The following is a 17,166-nucleotide window of genomic DNA, read 5'->3' on the forward strand; positions in this document are numbered from 1 at the left end:
CTGTATTATAAGTTCATAGGGAGGTTAAAAATACTTTTCTAACTCACATATCATTCAAATTTGCATTATATTTGATAAAAATCAGATAGAAGACAATGAAAAATTATATATATAGTGATTGGTATATTGTTTGTACTTCGCGTGAATTAAAACATCAGCCAATTGCAAGAACTATTTTAGAAATACCTTTAGTATTATTTCGAGGAAGTAATAGAAAACCGATTGCATTATTAGATAAATGCCCACATCGAAATGTACCTTTATCTCAAGGATGGGTGAGAGATAACCAAATTATTTGTAGATATCATGGCTGGAAATTTGATACAGATGGTACTTGTCAGGAAATTCCGGGATTATGTAATGTAAGAAATAATAGCAAAAATAATCACAAACTAAACGCTATTTCTTATCCTGTAATTGAACAAGATAATTTTATTTGGGTGTATTGCCAAGTGAATGAAGAACCCAAAACACAGCCTTTTAAATTTCCATTGATTAAGCAATGTAATTTTTCCACATTTTACTGGCAGACAAAAGAAATTAAAGCTGCTTTTGTTAATATTGCCGAAAATTTTTTAGATGCAACTCATACCCACTTTGTTCATGCTGGGTTAATCAGAAATCAAAACCGTAAAAATGTAAATGTACAAATTACTCGTAATGCCAAAATGGTAGAAGCTATATATTTAGGAGAACAAAATATTTCTGGATTAATCTATCAATTATTAGCTCCAGGATGTCAAGAAATTGTCTCGATTGGTAGATTTATTTTACCTAGTATAGCTCAACTGGAATATCGTACAAATAAAGAAGAATATAAATTATTTATTTCTCTATTTTTAACACCAATTTCTGAAAATTTAACCAAATTTTATGCTGTTGTCACTTTTCGCTGGGGTTTACCTAAATGGCTGGGTAAACTGATTGCAGTCCCTCTATTCTATATAGGAGTACAGCAAGATAAAAAAATATTAGAATTACAAGCCAGAAATATTAAAAAGTTTGGTGAAGAAGATTTTGCTTCCACAGAAATTGATCTGATTAAACCGCATATCTCCTACTTGCAAAAAATGTCTTTATGTGATGCTAACAATCTCATTATAAAAGATGTAATTTTTAAGAAAAATCTCATTATAAAAATTTAAATTCAACTGAGTTGCTAATCGATTCCCTGCAAAAGATGGTGCATTAAACAATCTACCATGCGATCGCTTGACATTGGTATAATTTCTTTACCGTACAACATTTCCTGAGTCATCATAAAATGTACCATTGATCCAATCACCATTCTTACTGTCGCTTCCGTATCAGGTATGTTTAGCTCTGGGTGCCTATCTAAATATTCGCCAACAATTTCTAGCGTCGGTGTCATAATGTCATGAATCCAAGCCTTTGCTAGTTCCGGAAACCTCCCCGACTCCCCAATTAATACCCTCACAAACGCTTGGTGTTCACGATCGCTTATCATTTTATTTAGGGCTTTAGTGATGACAATTCGTAGCACCACCGCAGGTTCTCCTTCCAATGGCACAGTTGCAAAGGTATCCCGAAATTTTTCTTCTGCTAGCTGATGTATAAGTGCTTTAAATAACCCTTCTTTATCTTTGAAGTGACTGTATACAGTTGCTTTTGACACACCTGCCCGTGATGCCACTTTATCCATACTTGTCCCCGCATAGCCATGCTTGAGAAACTCCTGCATCGCTCCTGTAAGGATTTTTTCAATTTTTTCTGCCGTACTTTCCCGTTCTGTTTCACTCACTTTTATCTGTACCAGTTTTAACTTTTCTTACACCATTACATAGAGTAATAGCTGCAATAACTATAATTATTTTCAATTGACATTCTAAACTAGTCGGTTTAGTTTAGTTGTATTATAAAACAAAATCAAAAGCCAACGGTTTAGTCATCTAACCACAAGTGGTGTTATGCTGCCAACTCCGAAATTAGAAGAATCTCCTGCACCTCAACCGAATTCGCGTCCACCATCTGCTATTTTTTTCATTGTGGCGGCGTTGTTAGTAGGTGGTATTGGTATTTTTGTAGTCAACCGAATGCGAACTGCCAATGCTCCACCAAAGCGAGTACCAGTAGTCAATGTACCGGAAATTAAAACCGTGACTGCCTTGGGAAGACTGGAGCCGCAGGGTGAAGTCATTAAGTTATCCGCACCCACCTCCAATCAAGGTAGTCGTGTCGAACAACTTTTAGTCAAAGAAGGCGATCGCGTCACCAAAGGACAGATAATAGCAATTATGGAAAATCGCGATCGTTTGCAAGCATCTTTAAAAGAGGCTGAAAGAAAAGTGGCTGTAGCCAAAGCCCAGCGAGAGCAAGTCAAAGCAGGAGCGAAAAAAGGCGAACTAGCAGCACGCAGTGCAGATATAAACCGTTTACAAACCGAATTAACGGGTGACGTAAATACACAACAAGCCACCATTGCCAGACTCACAGCCGAACTGCAAGGACAAAAACAATCTTTACAAGCCACTGTTGCCCGCATTGCAGCTGAACGACGCAATGCTCAAATAGAAGTACAACGCTATGAAAACTTATATAGGGAAGGGGTAATTTCCAGCCAAGAAGTCGATAGACGCAGATTAAGCGCAGAAACCTCAACTCAGCAACTTCTCGAAAGCCAAGCAACTCAAAACCGTACTATCGCCACCTTAGAGCAACAAATCAGAGAGGCAAAAGCCAATCTCAACAAAACAGTTGGGAGTATGCAACAGCAGATTAAACAAGCTCAAGGCACATTAGCACAAACTGCCGAAGTTCGTCCTACCGATATTGCAGCAGCAGAAGCAGAAATCAATAGCGCTCAAGCAACAGTAGAACGCATTCGTGCGGAACTGGCACTAGCATACATCCGCGCCCCTAAGACTGGACGAGTTTTAAAAATTAACACTCGTGCCGGGGAAACAGTGGGCAATGAGGGGATTATCGATTTTGGGGAAACAAATCAAATGTATGCGGTAGCCGAAGTTTATCAAAGTGATGTGAGTAAGGTAAAACAAGGGCAAAAAGTACGCATAACTAGCGATTCTTTACCACAAGAATTGCAGGGAACAGTCGATTGGATTGGGTATCAAGTTCAACGTCAGAATATCATTAATAGTGACCCGTCAAGTAATATTGATTCACGTATTGTGGAAGTACATGTACGTTTAGATAACGATTCTAGTGAGCAAGCAGGCAAATTTACTAACCTGCAAATTCAAGCAGTAATTGATATTTAGTTGTTGATTTGTAGGTGAGGAACATGATATTTGAATTGGAGTGCAAAAATGAGCAATATGATTCAATCTCCAGAACTGCAAGCAGCATTAAATGCCAATACGCCAAGTCAAAAGCTACGGGAATTAGTCAAAAGCAAAAGTAAAAATATTCGTCTAGCGGTTGCTCAAAATCCAAATACACCACCTGATATTTTCGTCGAATTATTTCCTGAATTTCCCATTCAAATCTTAAATAATCCCATCATTGATTTATTATTACTAGAAAAACCTAATTTCCTGGAAGAACTCTACTATCCCAGTCGAGATGTTAATCCTTTGATGGCAAGTAAAAGTATTAATCCTTTTAGAATTGATGGACTCCCGTTATTTTTTATTGAATGGGCTGCCAAACATCCAGATGTGTATATTCGTTATGATGTTGCCAGAGGAAAAAATATACCTCATCGTATTTTAGAAAATTTTGCTCAAGACAAAGATGAAAATGTCAGAATTGGTGTTGCCGGGAATGAGTATACACCTAGTTATATATTAGAACAATTAGCTGAAGATCAAGATATTGATGTGCGTGAAAAGATTGCAGCTAATCAAAGTACACCCAGTTTCATCTTAGAAAGACTAGCTGAAGATGAAGATGTAGTGGTGAAAGTGAATATTGCTCGTAATCTCAATACACCAGTTCACACTTTAGAACTATTATCTCAAGCAGAAAACCTTGATATAGATATTCAAGTCAGTCTTGTAGAAAATCAAAATACAACTAGTCAGATTTTAGAAACTTTAGCTCAAGATGGAAGCTCAGGTATTAGAAGTGATATAGCCCGCCATGCAAAAGCATCTATTAATATCTTAGAGTTATTATCCAAAGATGAAAGTGAAGATGTGAGAAGTCAGGTTGCTGGTAATAAAAATACACCTCTAAAAATTCTCGAATTACTGGCAGAAGATTTATCTTCCGTAGTCAGAAGGCAAGTGGCAATTAATCCAGTTACACCTGTAAAAGCTTTAGAAAAATTAGCGAAGGATGAATCACCATTCGTCAGAAGAAACGCTGCTGAAAATGAAAACGCTCCCGCTCATATTCTGGAAAAATTAGCTCAAGATAAATATGGTTTAGTACGTAACAGTGTTGCGAAAAATAAAAATACACCCAGTTATATTCAACAAATTATCAATTCAGTAGTCAAGCCTCATTAATCAAAATCTAAAATTCCAAATCTCAAATTATATATGCTTTCTCCTCTACACAATTTACAACGTCGTACTCCACTAGGCTGGTTACAACTAACTCGCCAAAAGGGACGCTTTCTTGTTGCCTTATCAGGTATTGCCTTTGCTGACATATTAATGTTTATGCAACTAGGATTTCAAGCTGCATTATTCGACAGTAACACCCGACTACACCGCAGCATGGAAGCAGATATTTTCCTCATCAGCCCCCAAGCACGAAACTTGGCAAATATGTCTACATTTACGCGACGTAGGCTATTTCAAGCCAACGATGTACCAGGAGTAAAGTCAGCAGAACCGATGCATGTTAACTTTATCGACTGGAAAAATCCCGAAACTGGTAAAAAATCAACACTACTAATAATGGGTTTTAATCCCGATAAATCAGCAGTTAATTTACCTGAAGTGAATCAACAGCTGAATCAAGTCAAGCTTGCAGATAGTGTTTTATTCGATCGCGCTGGACGTGGAGATTACGCAGAAGTAATTAAAAAAGTTGACCAGGGTAAAAAAGTAAATGCGGAGATTGAACGTCGCACTGTTAGCGTGAGTGGCTTATTTAAAGTCGGAGCCTCATTTATTGCCGATGCAACATTAATAACCAGCGACCAAAATTTCTTAAGATTATTTCCCCGACGTGAAGCTGGTAGCATTAGTATTGGTTTAGTCAAATTAAAACCAGAATCAGACCCCCAACAAGTCGCTGCCAACTTAAAAACTTATCTTGGGAATGATGTCCGAGTTCTGACTAAAGAAGAATTTATTACCTTTGAAAAAAACTACTGGCAGGAAAGCACCTCCATTGGCTTTATTTTTAACCTGGGAGTCATGATGGGCTTCATGGTGGGGGTAATTATCGTTTATCAAGTTCTCTCCACCGATGTTAATGCCCATATGAAAGAATATGCCACATTTAAAGCCATGGGTTTTCGTAATTCTTATTTATTGAGTGTGGTGTTTGAAGAAGCGATTATTTTAGCAATTTTAGGTTTTATTCCTGGCATTTCCGTTTCCTTGGCATTGTACACAATGACTAGTAATGCCACAAATTTACCAGTAATTATGACCTTAGCTAGGGCAATTCAAGTCATGATGATGACGGTGATTATGTGCATGATTTCCGGCGCTGTTGCCACCCGTAAAGTCCAATCCGCAGACCCCGCAGATATGTTTTAAATTTGTCAAAGACACAGTAATATCACCGTCTTTCCCACCACTTACGATTAAAAGATTAAAAGTTAGTTTTCCGCGTCCCTAATCTCCAAGTCATATCATGTTCAGCGAATCACTTACAGTTAAAATTTCTCCGCATCTTCGCGTCTCTAAGTCTCCATGTCAGTCTTAATAATAACTGTTCAACCGGACATGATGTCAAGCTCAATCATCCTCTTATTCAGCAATGTCAATTTATGGAATCCGTAATCTCTGTCAAAAATCTTGACCATTTCTTTGGTAAAAATCAACTTCGCAAACAGGTGTTATTTGATGTCAGCCTAGAGATTTCTGCTGGTGAAATCATCATTATGACAGGTCCCTCCGGTTCCGGCAAAACGACGCTACTAACGCTTGTGGGTGGCTTACGTTCCGCACAATCTGGCAACTTGCGCGTTTTGGGACAGGACTTAGTAGGAGCCAATGCCAGGAAACTCACACAAGCACGTCGTCATCACGGTTACATTTTTCAAGCACATAATTTACACGGAAGTTTGACCGCATTACAAAACGTGCGAATGGGTTTAGAAGTACAAAAGGGTATTTCATCCAGAGAAATGAACCAACGCGCGATCGCCATGCTGGAACATGTAGGATTAGGTAATCGTGTTAATTATTACCCAGATGATTTATCAGGGGGACAAAAACAACGGGTGGCGATCGCACGGGCACTCGTTAGCCATCCGAAAATAGTATTGGCAGATGAACCAACGGCAGCCCTCGATAGTAAATCTGGTCGCGATGTTGTCAATTTGATGCAAATGCTCGCCAAAGAACAGGATTGTACTATTCTACTTGTGACCCACGATAACCGTATTCTCGATATTGCCGACCGTATTGTACATCTAGAAGATGGAAAGCTAGCTAATGATACAAATTTAGCACCAGCTAGCTAAAATCACGTAATTTAACCGTAAATCAACATGTAATCAGTTCAGGTAAATGTTGCATTTATACAACTTATATACATAATATTAAGGGCGGTTTAATTTAACTATAAATCAATCCGCCAATTACTTGCTTCTGCCGGAAACACAGACAAGAAGCCCTTAGTCTGTTTTTCACAGCAGTCAGAAATTGTTGTGCAACTCTATGATCACAATCGACCGTAATAGTCAGTCGCCAAGCTCACAAAATCATTGGATTAATGCAGCTGTCAATGGCTTAAATCAAACTTTTAACAAATATATCCGAGCCGCCAGCATCACCGCAGGCATGGTAACTTTACCCATTGCTTTTGCTTTCCCAGCCAATGCTTTGCAAGTCCAAATTAATCCCCAAGCTCCCCGATTGGGAGATACCATTTCCGTAGTAGTTAGCTTGGATAACCAGGCTAGTGGTGACAGTGTGACTGTAAGTCGTGGTAGCGACAACTACACAGCCTATGAAGTTGCTCCCAACAAATACCGTGCTTTTATCCCGACTACACCTCTGGAAAAAGCAGGTGGTAGAACAATTACAGTGACAGGCGGTGGTGAAACCAAAAAAATCCTCGTTGAAGTCAAACCGCGTACCTTTAAAGTTCAACGTATTAATTTACCCCCTGGTAAAGCTGGGGTTTCGGCAACCAAACTTGAACTGCAACGGGCTTCCGAATTTCGCGCCGTACGTACTCCCGAAAAATTCTGGAACGGTACGTTTATTAAGCCAAGTAATGCCCGCATGACTACCGCATTTGGAGTGCGTCGCTACTACAACGGTGTATTCGCCAAGGATTACTACCATCGTGGTCTAGATTTTGCTGGAGGAACTGGTTCTCCTGTTATCGCTCCCGCCGCAGGGCGTGTTGTTTTAGTAGGAACTGTCAAAGAAGGGTTCAGAGTCCACGGTAACGTCATTGGAGTTGATCATGGACAAGGGGTAGCAAGTATCTTTATGCACCTGAGTCAAATCTTGGTCAAGGAAGGTGATATGGTCAAGCCCGGTCAAAAAATCGGCACAATTGGTTCGACAGGCGCATCTACAGGACCACACCTACATTGGGGCTTGTATGTAAATGGCAAAAGCATCGACCCCATTCCTTGGCTCAATCGTGCTGTTGAATAGTTAAGTTGAGTAGTAAAAATGTATCTAGATGCATTTTTGCTACATAATTTATGTGTAAACTGTTTACAATTGAGCAAAATAGAGCAAATATAGATTCGATTGGTATCCGTCCCTACCTAGCTTGGGTGGCAAGACAAATTAAAGATGAGTGCTATGAGTATAGGAAAAATTGTAGAACACGCTCTCCAAGATGGTTATCTAACACCAGCTATGGAAGCTGAAGTTGGAAGAATCTGTGACCATGCCTCAGAGCTATCAATTGAGGAGTACATGGCGTTAGACAGGCTGATGGGGGCACTATTAACCGGTGAAGTAGTGGCGGTACCTCGCAAACAGTTTATTAACGTCATGGAAGATTTGGTGTTGACTGAGGCTGTTGCTCGTGTTGCCGAAATTGAAGCGACTAGTGAAAGAACCTTAGATGTTGGAGATATTGCTGCTTACGCTCTCAACCGCCTTCCCCCCCTCTATGCAACTACCGAAGAGGGTGCTAGCTGGCAGCGCCAACGTGCCAAAGCTGAATTGCAAGATTTGATTAGCCAGCAAGTTGGAGAAGCGATCGCCCGGAACCTGGATCGACCCAATGATGATAAAACACCAGTATTGGCGAAAAATACCGGTAATGAACTGGTATCTCAAGTTAGTAAGTTACTCCAAGCTTACGCCCCTAACTTTGAACAAAAAGCACAACCTTAAGTTAAAAGTTAAAGTTAATAGTTATATAGTCAATTTGGCAATACTTGATGGTTAATGGTTAATAGTTATTTGATAACTTTAATTAACTTTAACTAATCACCAACTAATGTCTGACTTCTACAGGTGTTCCTATTTTGATTTGGTTATACAGCATCCGGACATCCGGATTACGCATTCGCAAACAACCATGAGATACAGGACTTCCCACTAAGCTGTCATCTGGCGTTCCGTGAAAACCAATTTCACCATCCTTATCGGACAGAAAACCGATCCAGCGATCGCCTAAAGGACTATCTTCACCTGGTGGGAAAACTTTCCCCGTAATTGGATGTCGCCATACTGGATCATGTTGCATATGGAAAACTTTAAATGAACCTGTAGGTGTCTCCCAACCTTTTTTACCAATACCTGTGGGATAACTCGCTATCACTTCACCCATTCGGTAAACATAGACACGGCGATCGCTTAAATCTACAACTAATCGCGATTCTCTGGATATAGGGTTTTGTTGCGAATTCAAAGATGACTGCTGGGGAGATGAAGCTCTGGCAGAATCATTACTACTACTGCTTCGATCTAATTGGAGAAATTTCGCCAGTTTATCGGTGATTGATGTTTCGTTATTGGTGGAATTTTGAGATTGTTTTGATGACGGCGTTGCTTCCATCGAAGTTGTGGAACTAGAAATATGCAAATGTACAGCTATAGTCAGCAAGGCTGTACTAAAGCAGAGCAACATAACTATACGCGCTACAGGTTCATTTCTCACCATTGCCATCGCCCATCTTTGCTAACATACCCAATAAATACATTAAGTTACATATCTTTATCAAGACAGACCTTAAATACATCAAGATATTTCCTCGCCAGAGGTTTTTTCTTTTTTCGATTGTAATTTACACAATCTAGAATATAACTCTGTTATCACCACAAAACTGCTTGCCCCTGGAAATTAATAGTCCGATGATTCACCAGAACATCAAAAATTTATAAACTTTTCTCTATTCCCTCATGAATATTCCAATACTAGTGGGCACACTAGGGTTAAGGCAAATACACGACTGATTGTATTTGCAAAGCTTCGGATCGAAATTATTTCCCAGGAACTTGGTGGGTGTAAAGAACAATCTTTATAGATGGTGTGGATGAGATAAAAATTATGTTTGAAAAATTAATTCTGGCGATCGCAATTACATTTTCCCTTAATTTGTGTTTGCATATCCGTGAACCCAGCACAAATAATACATACATAACTGTTGACAAAAAAGTTAATTCAGCGCCAACAATTTTAGTTAAGGACTTGGGAACTGCTGAGGAGTAGAAATTGGTGATTGAACAAAAATATGCACAGAGAATACAGGGACGTTGGCAAATGCTGAGTCGATGTTGCCTGATTGCGGAATAATTTTGTCACTTGAGGACTACCACTGAATTACCCCGCTTCCATTTCACTCTCTTTGCCTCTCTGTTTTAATTTAGTATTATAAAATACTTTGCATTTCAGTATTTATTGTTTTTATTTTTTCCTGGAAAATATTATTTCTAAAGCTAAATGGCTAAATAGCCATGTATTAGCTTCTCTAATTTTGCTGCATTTATATACATCGGTGTTACAGTCAAGAATCCGTCACTACCTTGAGGAACTAATAACAAATTAGCAGGTCTAATAGATAGGGATGTTAAAAAGCCAGTACGATCTATGAGTCAATCGATTACTGTATCCTGGTCAACAATAGATACCAGGCTTCCGGAAAACAAGGAAGTGCAAGTTGACAAACTCTCAAACCACGACTTAATTTTACGCTGTCAAGCTGGGCTGCGTCCCGATCGTGCTGCGTTTGAAGAATTAATGCGTCGTTATCAGACTCAGGTTGAAAGAGTTTTGTATCACCTAGCACCAGACTGGGCTGATCGAGCCGATTTGGCTCAGGAAGTTTGGATTCGAGTTTTTCGGAATATTAGCAAATTACAAGAGCCATCCAAATTTAGAGGTTGGTTAAGCCGGATTGCCACCAACTTGTTTTATGACGAGTTACGGAAACGCAAACGGGTTGTCACTCCTCTGTCGCTCGATGCTCCCCGCTCGGTAGACGACGGCGAAATGGATTGGGAAATTGCTGGGGATACCCCAGGACCGGAAGAAGAACTAACTACTCGCGAGTTTTACGAACAGCTACGCGAAGCGATCGCCGACCTACCCGAAGTATTCCGGACTACGATTGTCCTCAGAGAAATCGAAGGGATGGCATACGAAGAAATTGCCGAAATCACAGGTGTTTCTTTGGGTACAGTCAAATCTCGTATCGCTCGTGCGAGAACCAGATTACAAGCACAATTGCAAAACTATCTTGATGCCTAGGCTTGTACTAGCAGTCGAATGTAAATGCAATTTTTAGTCAATCACGGGACTCTAGAAATAAGTTGAACAAAATAAACAAATCAAGTAGAGTGCTTCTGCCAAAAGAAATAAACACAATTTCTCACCTTTGTCCGCTCTGTTTACCCGTGTATGAATTGGTAATAGTGTTAAGATGAATACTGATTCTGGATTTAACTACCGTTCTCATTCAGCAGCCTCTCAACCAGGGCTGGATGAAAATGTTGTCAAGCATACCAACGATTTAACGGGTGCTATGGATATGGTGAAGCGCGATCGCTTCGAGTTATTAAGTGCTTACCTCGACGGCGAGGTGACAGCAACAGAACGCAAGCAAATCGAAGAATGGCTGGCAAATGACCCGTCATCTCAAAAGTTATATAACAGATTGTTAAAACTACGGCACGGACTGCGGACTCTCCCGATTCCCCAACCGGAAGTGCCCGTGGAAACAACGGTCGAAAAAGTTTTAGAACGCTTGCAGCGTCGGCGTTTAAGATTAGCCAGTATATTTGGCGGAACTGCGATCGCAGCTTGTGTTCTTGGCTCGATTTCTGGTTTGTTTAATGGTGAAACTAGCAGATTCCAATTTGCACAAAGACCAATTGAACAGGTTAATGAACAGGTTAAATCAAGCCCAGTTCAACCAGAAGTTGCAAGTTCGTCTTTGATGGTTGCAATTAATGGTCCAGTTATTCCAATTCCCAAAACGGAAAAGCTGGAGCCGAAAAATTTTAATCGGCAACAAACGCCAAATCATGATAACAGTCTTTATTAATTAGGCAATAATATGGCTAGCCCAGTTGGTTCTGGCATAATTGCTGCATATTAATACTGTCACCAGTCCACCAACCATCAGTTTGTCGGACACCATTTAGCTGATACACTTGACTTTTTGTCATCAAGTAAGTCCAAGCTAAACCAAGAAATTGCTGGGTTTGAGAAGGTTGGCTTTGAAAAGAAAAATCTATATTACTTTCTAGATTGAATACTTCAATCTGCTCTCGCTGATAAAGGTTTTCTGAATTTTGCCTAGAGGGATGATAATCTTCTAACTCATCTAGCTTCGTCAAAGCCTCTATATTAGCGAATGTAAGGAGATAGCCGTAAACTCGGTTGTCTCCTTTTATCATGGCTGGATATCCCTGGGGTAATGCAAATAATTCGCCGAATGTATAAACTGGTTTGGTATCGACAATCTTGCCCGCGCAATATTCTGCATAATTTTCCTCGCCGGGTTTCAATGTACCGTAAACGAATACTTTGATCACCACTCATCCTCAATTCTAGTTTTAGTAATTTTCTGCTGGCAATTCCAATTTCTTCAGAATCACCCTAGATAATCTCAACTTGTAAAAGTTAACCAGCTAAACTTTCGATTAAATGCCAATAGCGGCTATGTTCAATTTCCTGCTTAATATAGTCAAATACTTGTCGGCAATGATTATCAAACTGAAGCGGCAATTCTTCATTTTTAATCACTAAAGTCATACGAGTTTCTGATTCTGTAGCAGTTGTTTTGTCAATTAATGCTTCCACTGTGACTAATTTGGAGAATGCAATACTACCAGGAAATTCACGCGCCATAATGTAATCGGCGGTGTAATATTGCACATTCAACCCACAACTATCTAGAAGCTGTATGAGTGATGGTTGAAGATTTTCTACCGAAACAGAAAGAAGAAAAGAACATGTATACCGAGCCATAATAGCCCCAAGCCTTGTAACACTGCATACATCCTATAATACCTGACTATCTCACAGGTAAGTATTTTTCAACTGATTCTGATTTTCCCTGCCCTTTACCCCTTACCCTTTTACCTTTAACCTAAGCATTAAGTGCTTTGCTAGAGGTTTTCATGAAAGTCGCGATTACAGGTGCAACAGGATTTGTCGGAAGTCATTTGGTTAAACGACTCCAGGCACAAGATATAGATATAGTAGTATTAACTAGAAATAGCGATCGCGCTGTCAAGCTGTTTCCCAAAAGTTCATTTCCCAAAGTGGAGATTGTGCCGGCAAGTACAACTACATCGGGTAATTGGCAAAATACCATCTCTGGATGCGATGCGGTAGTTAATTTAGCTGGCGAACCGATTGCAGAGGGACGTTGGACACAAGAACGCAAACAGCAGATTCTCAACAGTCGAAAATTGGGAACTGCAAAAGTCGTCGAAGCGATAATTAATGCTGATGCAAAACCCCGCGTTTTAATCAATGCTTCGGCAATTGGATTTTATGGAACTAGCGAAACTGCTAGCTTTGACGAAAATAGTCAATCGGGTAATGATTTCCTGGCACAAGTTTGTCAAGCTTGGGAAGCGGAAGCGCAAAAAGTTCAGGATGTGGGTGTCAGGTTAGTAATTTTGCGTTTCGGTATTGTTCTGGGTAATGGTGGTGCTTTAGAGAAAATGATTACACCATTTAAATTGTTTGCAGGTGGTCCTCTTGGTAGTGGAAAACAGTGGTTTTCCTGGATTCACATTGATGATTTAGTGAATCTCATTATCCAATCACTGACAAAAACTAATATGGAAGGTGTATATAATGCGACAGCACCTTGTCCAGTTCGCATGTCGGAATTATGCGACGCAATGGGAAAAGTAATGAATCGTCCTTCATGGTTACCTGTACCAGCTTTTGCACTTGAAGGGTTGCTTGGTGAAGGGGCAATAATGGTACTTGAAGGACAACAAGTAATGCCAAAACGTACCTTGGAAAGCGGGTTCACTTACCAATACTCAAAGGTGCAGCCGGCTTTAGAGGAAATATTAAAATAGTTAATGGCGCTAGCTAACGATTTGCGGCAAATTTTTTAGAAACCCAGCTAATCACACCGCTCAGAATCGCACCACCCATCAAAATACCGATCGCAGGATTAAAAACGGGTTGCCAAAGCCGATGCCACAAATCTAAACCAAGATGGATTCCGCTAGCATCCCCAATAACTGCGATCGCAAACCAGCCAAATCCCAAAAATACTAAAAAAACATCGGCTACAAGTATTATATTTAGCCAGTTCAAAAATTTTTCTTTCATAAATGTTTATTGTTTGTCAATGGGGTATGGGCAATAACCCATGACCCATTACTTGTCACCCATTAAGCATTAACTAAGTCAAGATTCAAATAACCATTGCTTGACTTTTGTTAAACTTTTCCATTCCGGCTTTCTCACAAAACCATCTTCAATGCTTTGCTTGAGTTCATCACGCCATTCTTCATTGACAAAAATCAACTGTTGTGCAAATTCCACATGTTCGCGCAGTCCTTTTTGTCCGGTTTCTAACATTGCCAAAGCCAAGTTAACCCGTGCTTGGGGGTCTTGGGGGTTGATTTTGACGGCTTTTTGGGCAGCTTTGTAGGCTAAATTTGCTTTTTCATCAAGTAGGTATAGCCAAGCCAAGCAAGTCCAGGCAGAACTGCTTTTGGGGGAGCGATCGCATACCTCTTTAAAAACAGGAATGAGTTCGCTGACGCTTTCACCGGCTTTATAGCGTTCTAAACCTGTATCAAATAGGGATTCAACAGTTTGAGTCATAGTAGCTTCATCGTTAGTCGTTGCTTATTGGTGATTGGTTAATAGTTACTGTTTATGAGTGAATATCCAATGCCCAATGCCCATTAACTAATAACACATCAGAAATGTCAAACACCAAAGGATTTGCCGCAACCACAGGTTTGAGCAGCATTCGGGTTGGTAAACTGGAATCCACCACCAATCATGGCATCGCTGTAATCGAGCATTAAACCATAAAGATATAATAAGCTCTTGCGATCGCTGACTATTTTGAAGCCATCATAGTCAAACACTTCGTCGTTAGGGGTAATCTTACTTACGTCTTCAAAATCCATGATGTAAGACATACCGGAACATCCACCTTGGCGGACTCCAACCCGCAAACATAGGTCTTGATTTTGCTTATCACGCAAAGATTTAACTTGTTGCAACGCAGCTTCGCTTAACAGGATGCCTCTTTTTTGAGATTCGGTTACTTGTGTCATTGCTTTTTTACTCCTTAAGTTTAGTGATTAGGGTTAGGATTTAGAGATTAGAGGATGTGGGATTAGAGGTGAGGAGGTAGAAAATAGATGTATTTTTATTATTAATTATAGAACGAATGCTGAAAACCCTATGCGATCGCAGCCTGGGGAAGTTAGCTAAATTCTCCTGGAAGCAGAGGGCTGCTAGAGGATGGAGACTATAAAATACAGAATACAGAACGAATTAGCCTTGAAATTCAAGCCTTTAAGTCAATATAAATAGTTTGCTTAAGTTTGCTGATTTCCCTATCCTCTGTACTAGCCTAATATTTTAGGTATCTTGGGAGTTTTGAACTGAATGGGAGTTTTGTCTAATGAACTTCCCATTTTTCTCGAAAATCATGTTCTCGAAAACCCAAAAAACAAAAACACCATCTCTCGCTTGTTTAGATTCAATTAGTTTATGACAAGTTTTAATCGCTCTACCAGTCGTCGGTTGAAGAAACTACCTCAGATTCCTTCTGTGTGGGAGGGCGATCGCCGTCCATTATCAAATATGCATTCTCCACAGCCTGACGAAGATAAAGGGGAATGCATTCTTTGGGTGGATGGTTCGCAAGGTATTGTTCGCGGCATGGATGTTGTGGCACCAGATACGGGACCTGAGGCAATTGTGCGGACATTAATGCGGGCAATGGAAAATCCCCATAGTCCAGCAAAACCATCACGTCCACAACGAATTGTGGTGCGCGATCGCGAAATCCAATTTTACTTACGTGGTGTTCTCCAAGACTTGGAAATTGCCATAGACTACGTACCAGAATTACCTTTAATAGATGAATTATTTCGCGGATTTGCTGAACTCATCGACAGCCAAGTCCCGGACTTACCACCACAATATGCCCAAACCTTACATGAAAAAGCTTATGCGATTTGGGAAGCATCACCGTGGAATTTTTTAGAAGAACAACAAATCATTTCCATAGAAATTAATAAATGGGATATAGGCACTCTCTACGCCTCAATTATGGGGATGTTGGGGATGGAATATGGTATTTTACTATATCGTTCTGAAGAGTCGCTCAAACGCTTTCGATCTGAAGTTTTAAGAGATAATGAATCGACCGAAGGTTTGGAAGAAGCTTTTCTCAAGCAGGATTGTTTATTCTTGACGTTTGAACATCTGGAAGAAGACGATAATGAGGTTTCTGAAGACCTTGCCGATTTACCATTATCGGAAATTAACCCCACCTTCGGAAACATTCATCCTTTAGAAGGATTGCGCTCTGTTTTATACGATGAAGAAGCATTGGTGGTTTATGTGGCACTCGAAAGCCTATTTCGATTTGTTCGTGATCATCGCCGCCAACTGAATAGTTCAGAATTTCCAGCCCTCAACCGTCGCTATCGAATTAACTTACCAGAAAATGAAGAAACCAAGTTAGTCAGCGTTAATGTTGCAACGATGCCAGAATTAGCCGCCGAATTAGAAGAAATGGCTGGTGATGATGACGAAGAGGATGATGGTGAGTCGATGTTTCGGTCGTTGCGGGATGATTTAATTCCCGAAGATTCGTTTTTGAGTTTGGGTGTCGTCTCCTGGGAAATGCTTGATTATTTACGCAAAGGTGTTACATATCAAAAGGCTGGGGAAATTCAGGTAACGGGGGATGGATTGCCTGTGATTTTAATTCAAACTTCGCGCCCCAAAGCGAAAACTGTGATTGAAAGTATTGAAGCAGCTGGTGGACTCAAAGCCATCTGTTTTAACCCAGGTGCAGACCCTTTGGGTGGTGAAAGTTATGACCTTGGTTTATTGCAAACTAATAATGGCGAATTATTTTTATTTGGAGAATTTGAGGATGAAGACCCCACCCACGTTGAAGCTCGTAAAAAATGGAACCAACGCTGCAAAAATACTCAGGGTTATTGTGGTTTGATTATTGCCAAAGGACTGACGGGTGCAAGTCGTGGGAATCCCCAACTACGTGACATGATGGCATTATTTGAAGCGCGATCGCTCTCTCCCCATGACCTGGGTATTGGCACTTTACAACTTATGCCCCAACTGCAAATTGAGTGATTTCTAAAATTCAAATTACGACAAAATTATGGTTCCGTCGTCAGGGTAAATAGTTGCCCCGATAATGGAAAATCTTGCTGAAGAAGAATTTTCTTGGCATTATGTTTCTTCAGAGTTTACTAATTTTGTTGTCCAATCAAGCAATCGCCTTGGCAAATAATAGCAATTCTCTAAAATAAAGTAACAGATGATGACGCGGGGACGCGGAGATGGAGAGACACGGATATTTATGTATTGCCAAATTTTGGAGAGAGGGTATAGGCAAACTAAAATTAGTAAATCTTGAATATTTTCAGCAAGTTA

At 40.1% G+C, this 17,166-nt stretch carries 19 protein-coding genes; 12 read left to right on the forward strand and 7 right to left on the reverse strand.

Annotated features, from left to right (window positions below):
- The first annotated feature begins 95 nt into the window (after positions 1–95).
- Positions 96–1,145, forward strand: a complete 1,050-nt coding sequence (locus tag VB733_RS19960) for an aromatic ring-hydroxylating dioxygenase subunit alpha (RefSeq protein ID WP_323341808.1) — start codon at positions 96–98, stop codon at positions 1,143–1,145.
- A 14-nt stretch (positions 1,146–1,159) separates the two neighbouring features.
- On the opposite strand, the gene VB733_RS19965 is transcribed toward VB733_RS19960, so the two are convergent.
- On the reverse strand, positions 1,160–1,777 hold the full coding sequence (locus VB733_RS19965) for a TetR/AcrR family transcriptional regulator (RefSeq protein WP_323341857.1): 618 nt from the start codon (positions 1,775–1,777) through the stop codon (positions 1,160–1,162).
- A 151-nt stretch (positions 1,778–1,928) separates the two neighbouring features.
- On the opposite strand from VB733_RS19965, the gene VB733_RS19970 reads away from it, so the two are divergent.
- The 6 genes from VB733_RS19970 (at position 1,929) to VB733_RS19995 (ending at position 8,420) form a co-directional block, all read left to right on the forward strand.
- The gene (locus VB733_RS19970; protein WP_323341809.1) at positions 1,929–3,239 is read left to right on the forward strand and encodes an ABC exporter membrane fusion protein; all 1,311 of its coding nucleotides are present in this window, start codon (positions 1,929–1,931) and stop codon (positions 3,237–3,239) included.
- Between the two features lie 48 nt (positions 3,240–3,287).
- Positions 3,288–4,433 (forward strand): HEAT repeat domain-containing protein, encoded by a 1,146-nt coding sequence (locus tag VB733_RS19975; protein ID WP_323341810.1) that lies wholly within the window; start codon positions 3,288–3,290, stop codon positions 4,431–4,433.
- A gap of 33 nt (positions 4,434–4,466) precedes the next feature.
- Positions 4,467–5,642 carry an ABC transporter permease DevC gene (gene devC, locus VB733_RS19980; RefSeq protein WP_323341811.1) on the forward strand — a complete coding sequence of 392 codons (1,176 nt, stop codon included), beginning with the start codon at positions 4,467–4,469 and terminating at the stop codon, positions 5,640–5,642.
- A gap of 233 nt (positions 5,643–5,875) precedes the next feature.
- Complete coding sequence (locus VB733_RS19985; protein ID WP_323341812.1) at positions 5,876–6,574, forward strand: DevA family ABC transporter ATP-binding protein; 699 nt, start codon at positions 5,876–5,878, stop codon at positions 6,572–6,574.
- Between the two features lie 196 nt (positions 6,575–6,770).
- A complete protein-coding gene (locus VB733_RS19990; protein WP_323341813.1) occupies positions 6,771–7,724 on the forward strand; it encodes a M23 family metallopeptidase in 954 nt (317 codons plus the stop codon).
- 153 nt (positions 7,725–7,877) lie between these two features.
- Positions 7,878–8,420 (forward strand): late competence development ComFB family protein, encoded by a 543-nt coding sequence (locus VB733_RS19995; protein ID WP_323341814.1) that lies wholly within the window; start codon positions 7,878–7,880, stop codon positions 8,418–8,420.
- A 103-nt stretch (positions 8,421–8,523) separates the two neighbouring features.
- Here the strand turns inward: VB733_RS19995 and VB733_RS20000 are convergent, their stop codons facing one another.
- A complete protein-coding gene (locus tag VB733_RS20000; protein ID WP_323341815.1) occupies positions 8,524–9,198 on the reverse strand; it encodes a L,D-transpeptidase in 675 nt (224 codons plus the stop codon).
- A 381-nt stretch (positions 9,199–9,579) separates the two neighbouring features.
- Between VB733_RS20000 and VB733_RS20005 the strand changes: the two genes are divergently transcribed.
- The 3 genes from VB733_RS20005 to VB733_RS20015 all read left to right on the forward strand — a co-directional run bounded on the left by VB733_RS20005 (position 9,580) and on the right by VB733_RS20015 (position 11,575).
- A complete protein-coding gene (locus VB733_RS20005) occupies positions 9,580–9,741 on the forward strand; it encodes a hypothetical protein (protein WP_323341816.1) in 162 nt (53 codons plus the stop codon).
- A gap of 378 nt (positions 9,742–10,119) precedes the next feature.
- Positions 10,120–10,779, forward strand: a complete 660-nt coding sequence (locus VB733_RS20010; protein ID WP_323341817.1) for a sigma-70 family RNA polymerase sigma factor — start codon at positions 10,120–10,122, stop codon at positions 10,777–10,779.
- Positions 10,780–10,951: 172 nt separating this feature from the next.
- On the forward strand, positions 10,952–11,575 hold the full coding sequence (locus tag VB733_RS20015; protein ID WP_323341818.1) for a transcriptional regulator: 624 nt from the start codon (positions 10,952–10,954) through the stop codon (positions 11,573–11,575).
- Between the two features lie 16 nt (positions 11,576–11,591).
- Here VB733_RS20015 and VB733_RS20020 read toward each other — a convergent pair whose 3' ends face one another.
- Positions 11,592–12,068 carry a gamma-glutamylcyclotransferase family protein gene (locus tag VB733_RS20020; protein ID WP_323341819.1) on the reverse strand — a complete coding sequence of 159 codons (477 nt, stop codon included), beginning with the start codon at positions 12,066–12,068 and terminating at the stop codon, positions 11,592–11,594.
- 88 nt (positions 12,069–12,156) lie between these two features.
- A complete protein-coding gene (locus VB733_RS20025; protein WP_323341820.1) occupies positions 12,157–12,504 on the reverse strand; it encodes a hypothetical protein in 348 nt (115 codons plus the stop codon).
- 152 nt (positions 12,505–12,656) lie between these two features.
- Between VB733_RS20025 and VB733_RS20030 the strand changes: the two genes are divergently transcribed.
- Positions 12,657–13,577 (forward strand): TIGR01777 family oxidoreductase, encoded by a 921-nt coding sequence (locus tag VB733_RS20030; protein WP_323341821.1) that lies wholly within the window; start codon positions 12,657–12,659, stop codon positions 13,575–13,577.
- Positions 13,578–13,590: 13 nt separating this feature from the next.
- On the opposite strand, the gene VB733_RS20035 is transcribed toward VB733_RS20030, so the two are convergent.
- The 3 genes from VB733_RS20035 to VB733_RS20045 form a co-directional block, all read right to left on the reverse strand.
- A complete protein-coding gene (locus VB733_RS20035) occupies positions 13,591–13,836 on the reverse strand; it encodes a hypothetical protein (RefSeq protein ID WP_323341822.1) in 246 nt (81 codons plus the stop codon).
- Between the two features lie 78 nt (positions 13,837–13,914).
- Entirely contained in the window at positions 13,915–14,337 is a 423-nt protein-coding gene (locus tag VB733_RS20040) for a hypothetical protein (RefSeq protein ID WP_323341823.1), read from the reverse strand.
- A gap of 107 nt (positions 14,338–14,444) precedes the next feature.
- Positions 14,445–14,801 carry an iron-sulfur cluster assembly accessory protein gene (locus tag VB733_RS20045; protein WP_323341824.1) on the reverse strand — a complete coding sequence of 119 codons (357 nt, stop codon included), beginning with the start codon at positions 14,799–14,801 and terminating at the stop codon, positions 14,445–14,447.
- A gap of 442 nt (positions 14,802–15,243) precedes the next feature.
- Between VB733_RS20045 and VB733_RS20050 the strand changes: the two genes are divergently transcribed.
- On the forward strand, positions 15,244–16,863 hold the full coding sequence (locus VB733_RS20050) for a DUF6930 domain-containing protein (RefSeq protein ID WP_323341825.1): 1,620 nt from the start codon (positions 15,244–15,246) through the stop codon (positions 16,861–16,863).
- The last annotated feature ends 303 nt before the right edge of the window (positions 16,864–17,166 follow it).

The sequence above is a fragment of the Calothrix sp. UHCC 0171 genome (genome assembly GCF_034931845.1).
Lineage (GTDB): Bacteria > Cyanobacteriota > Cyanobacteriia > Cyanobacteriales > Nostocaceae > Brunnivagina.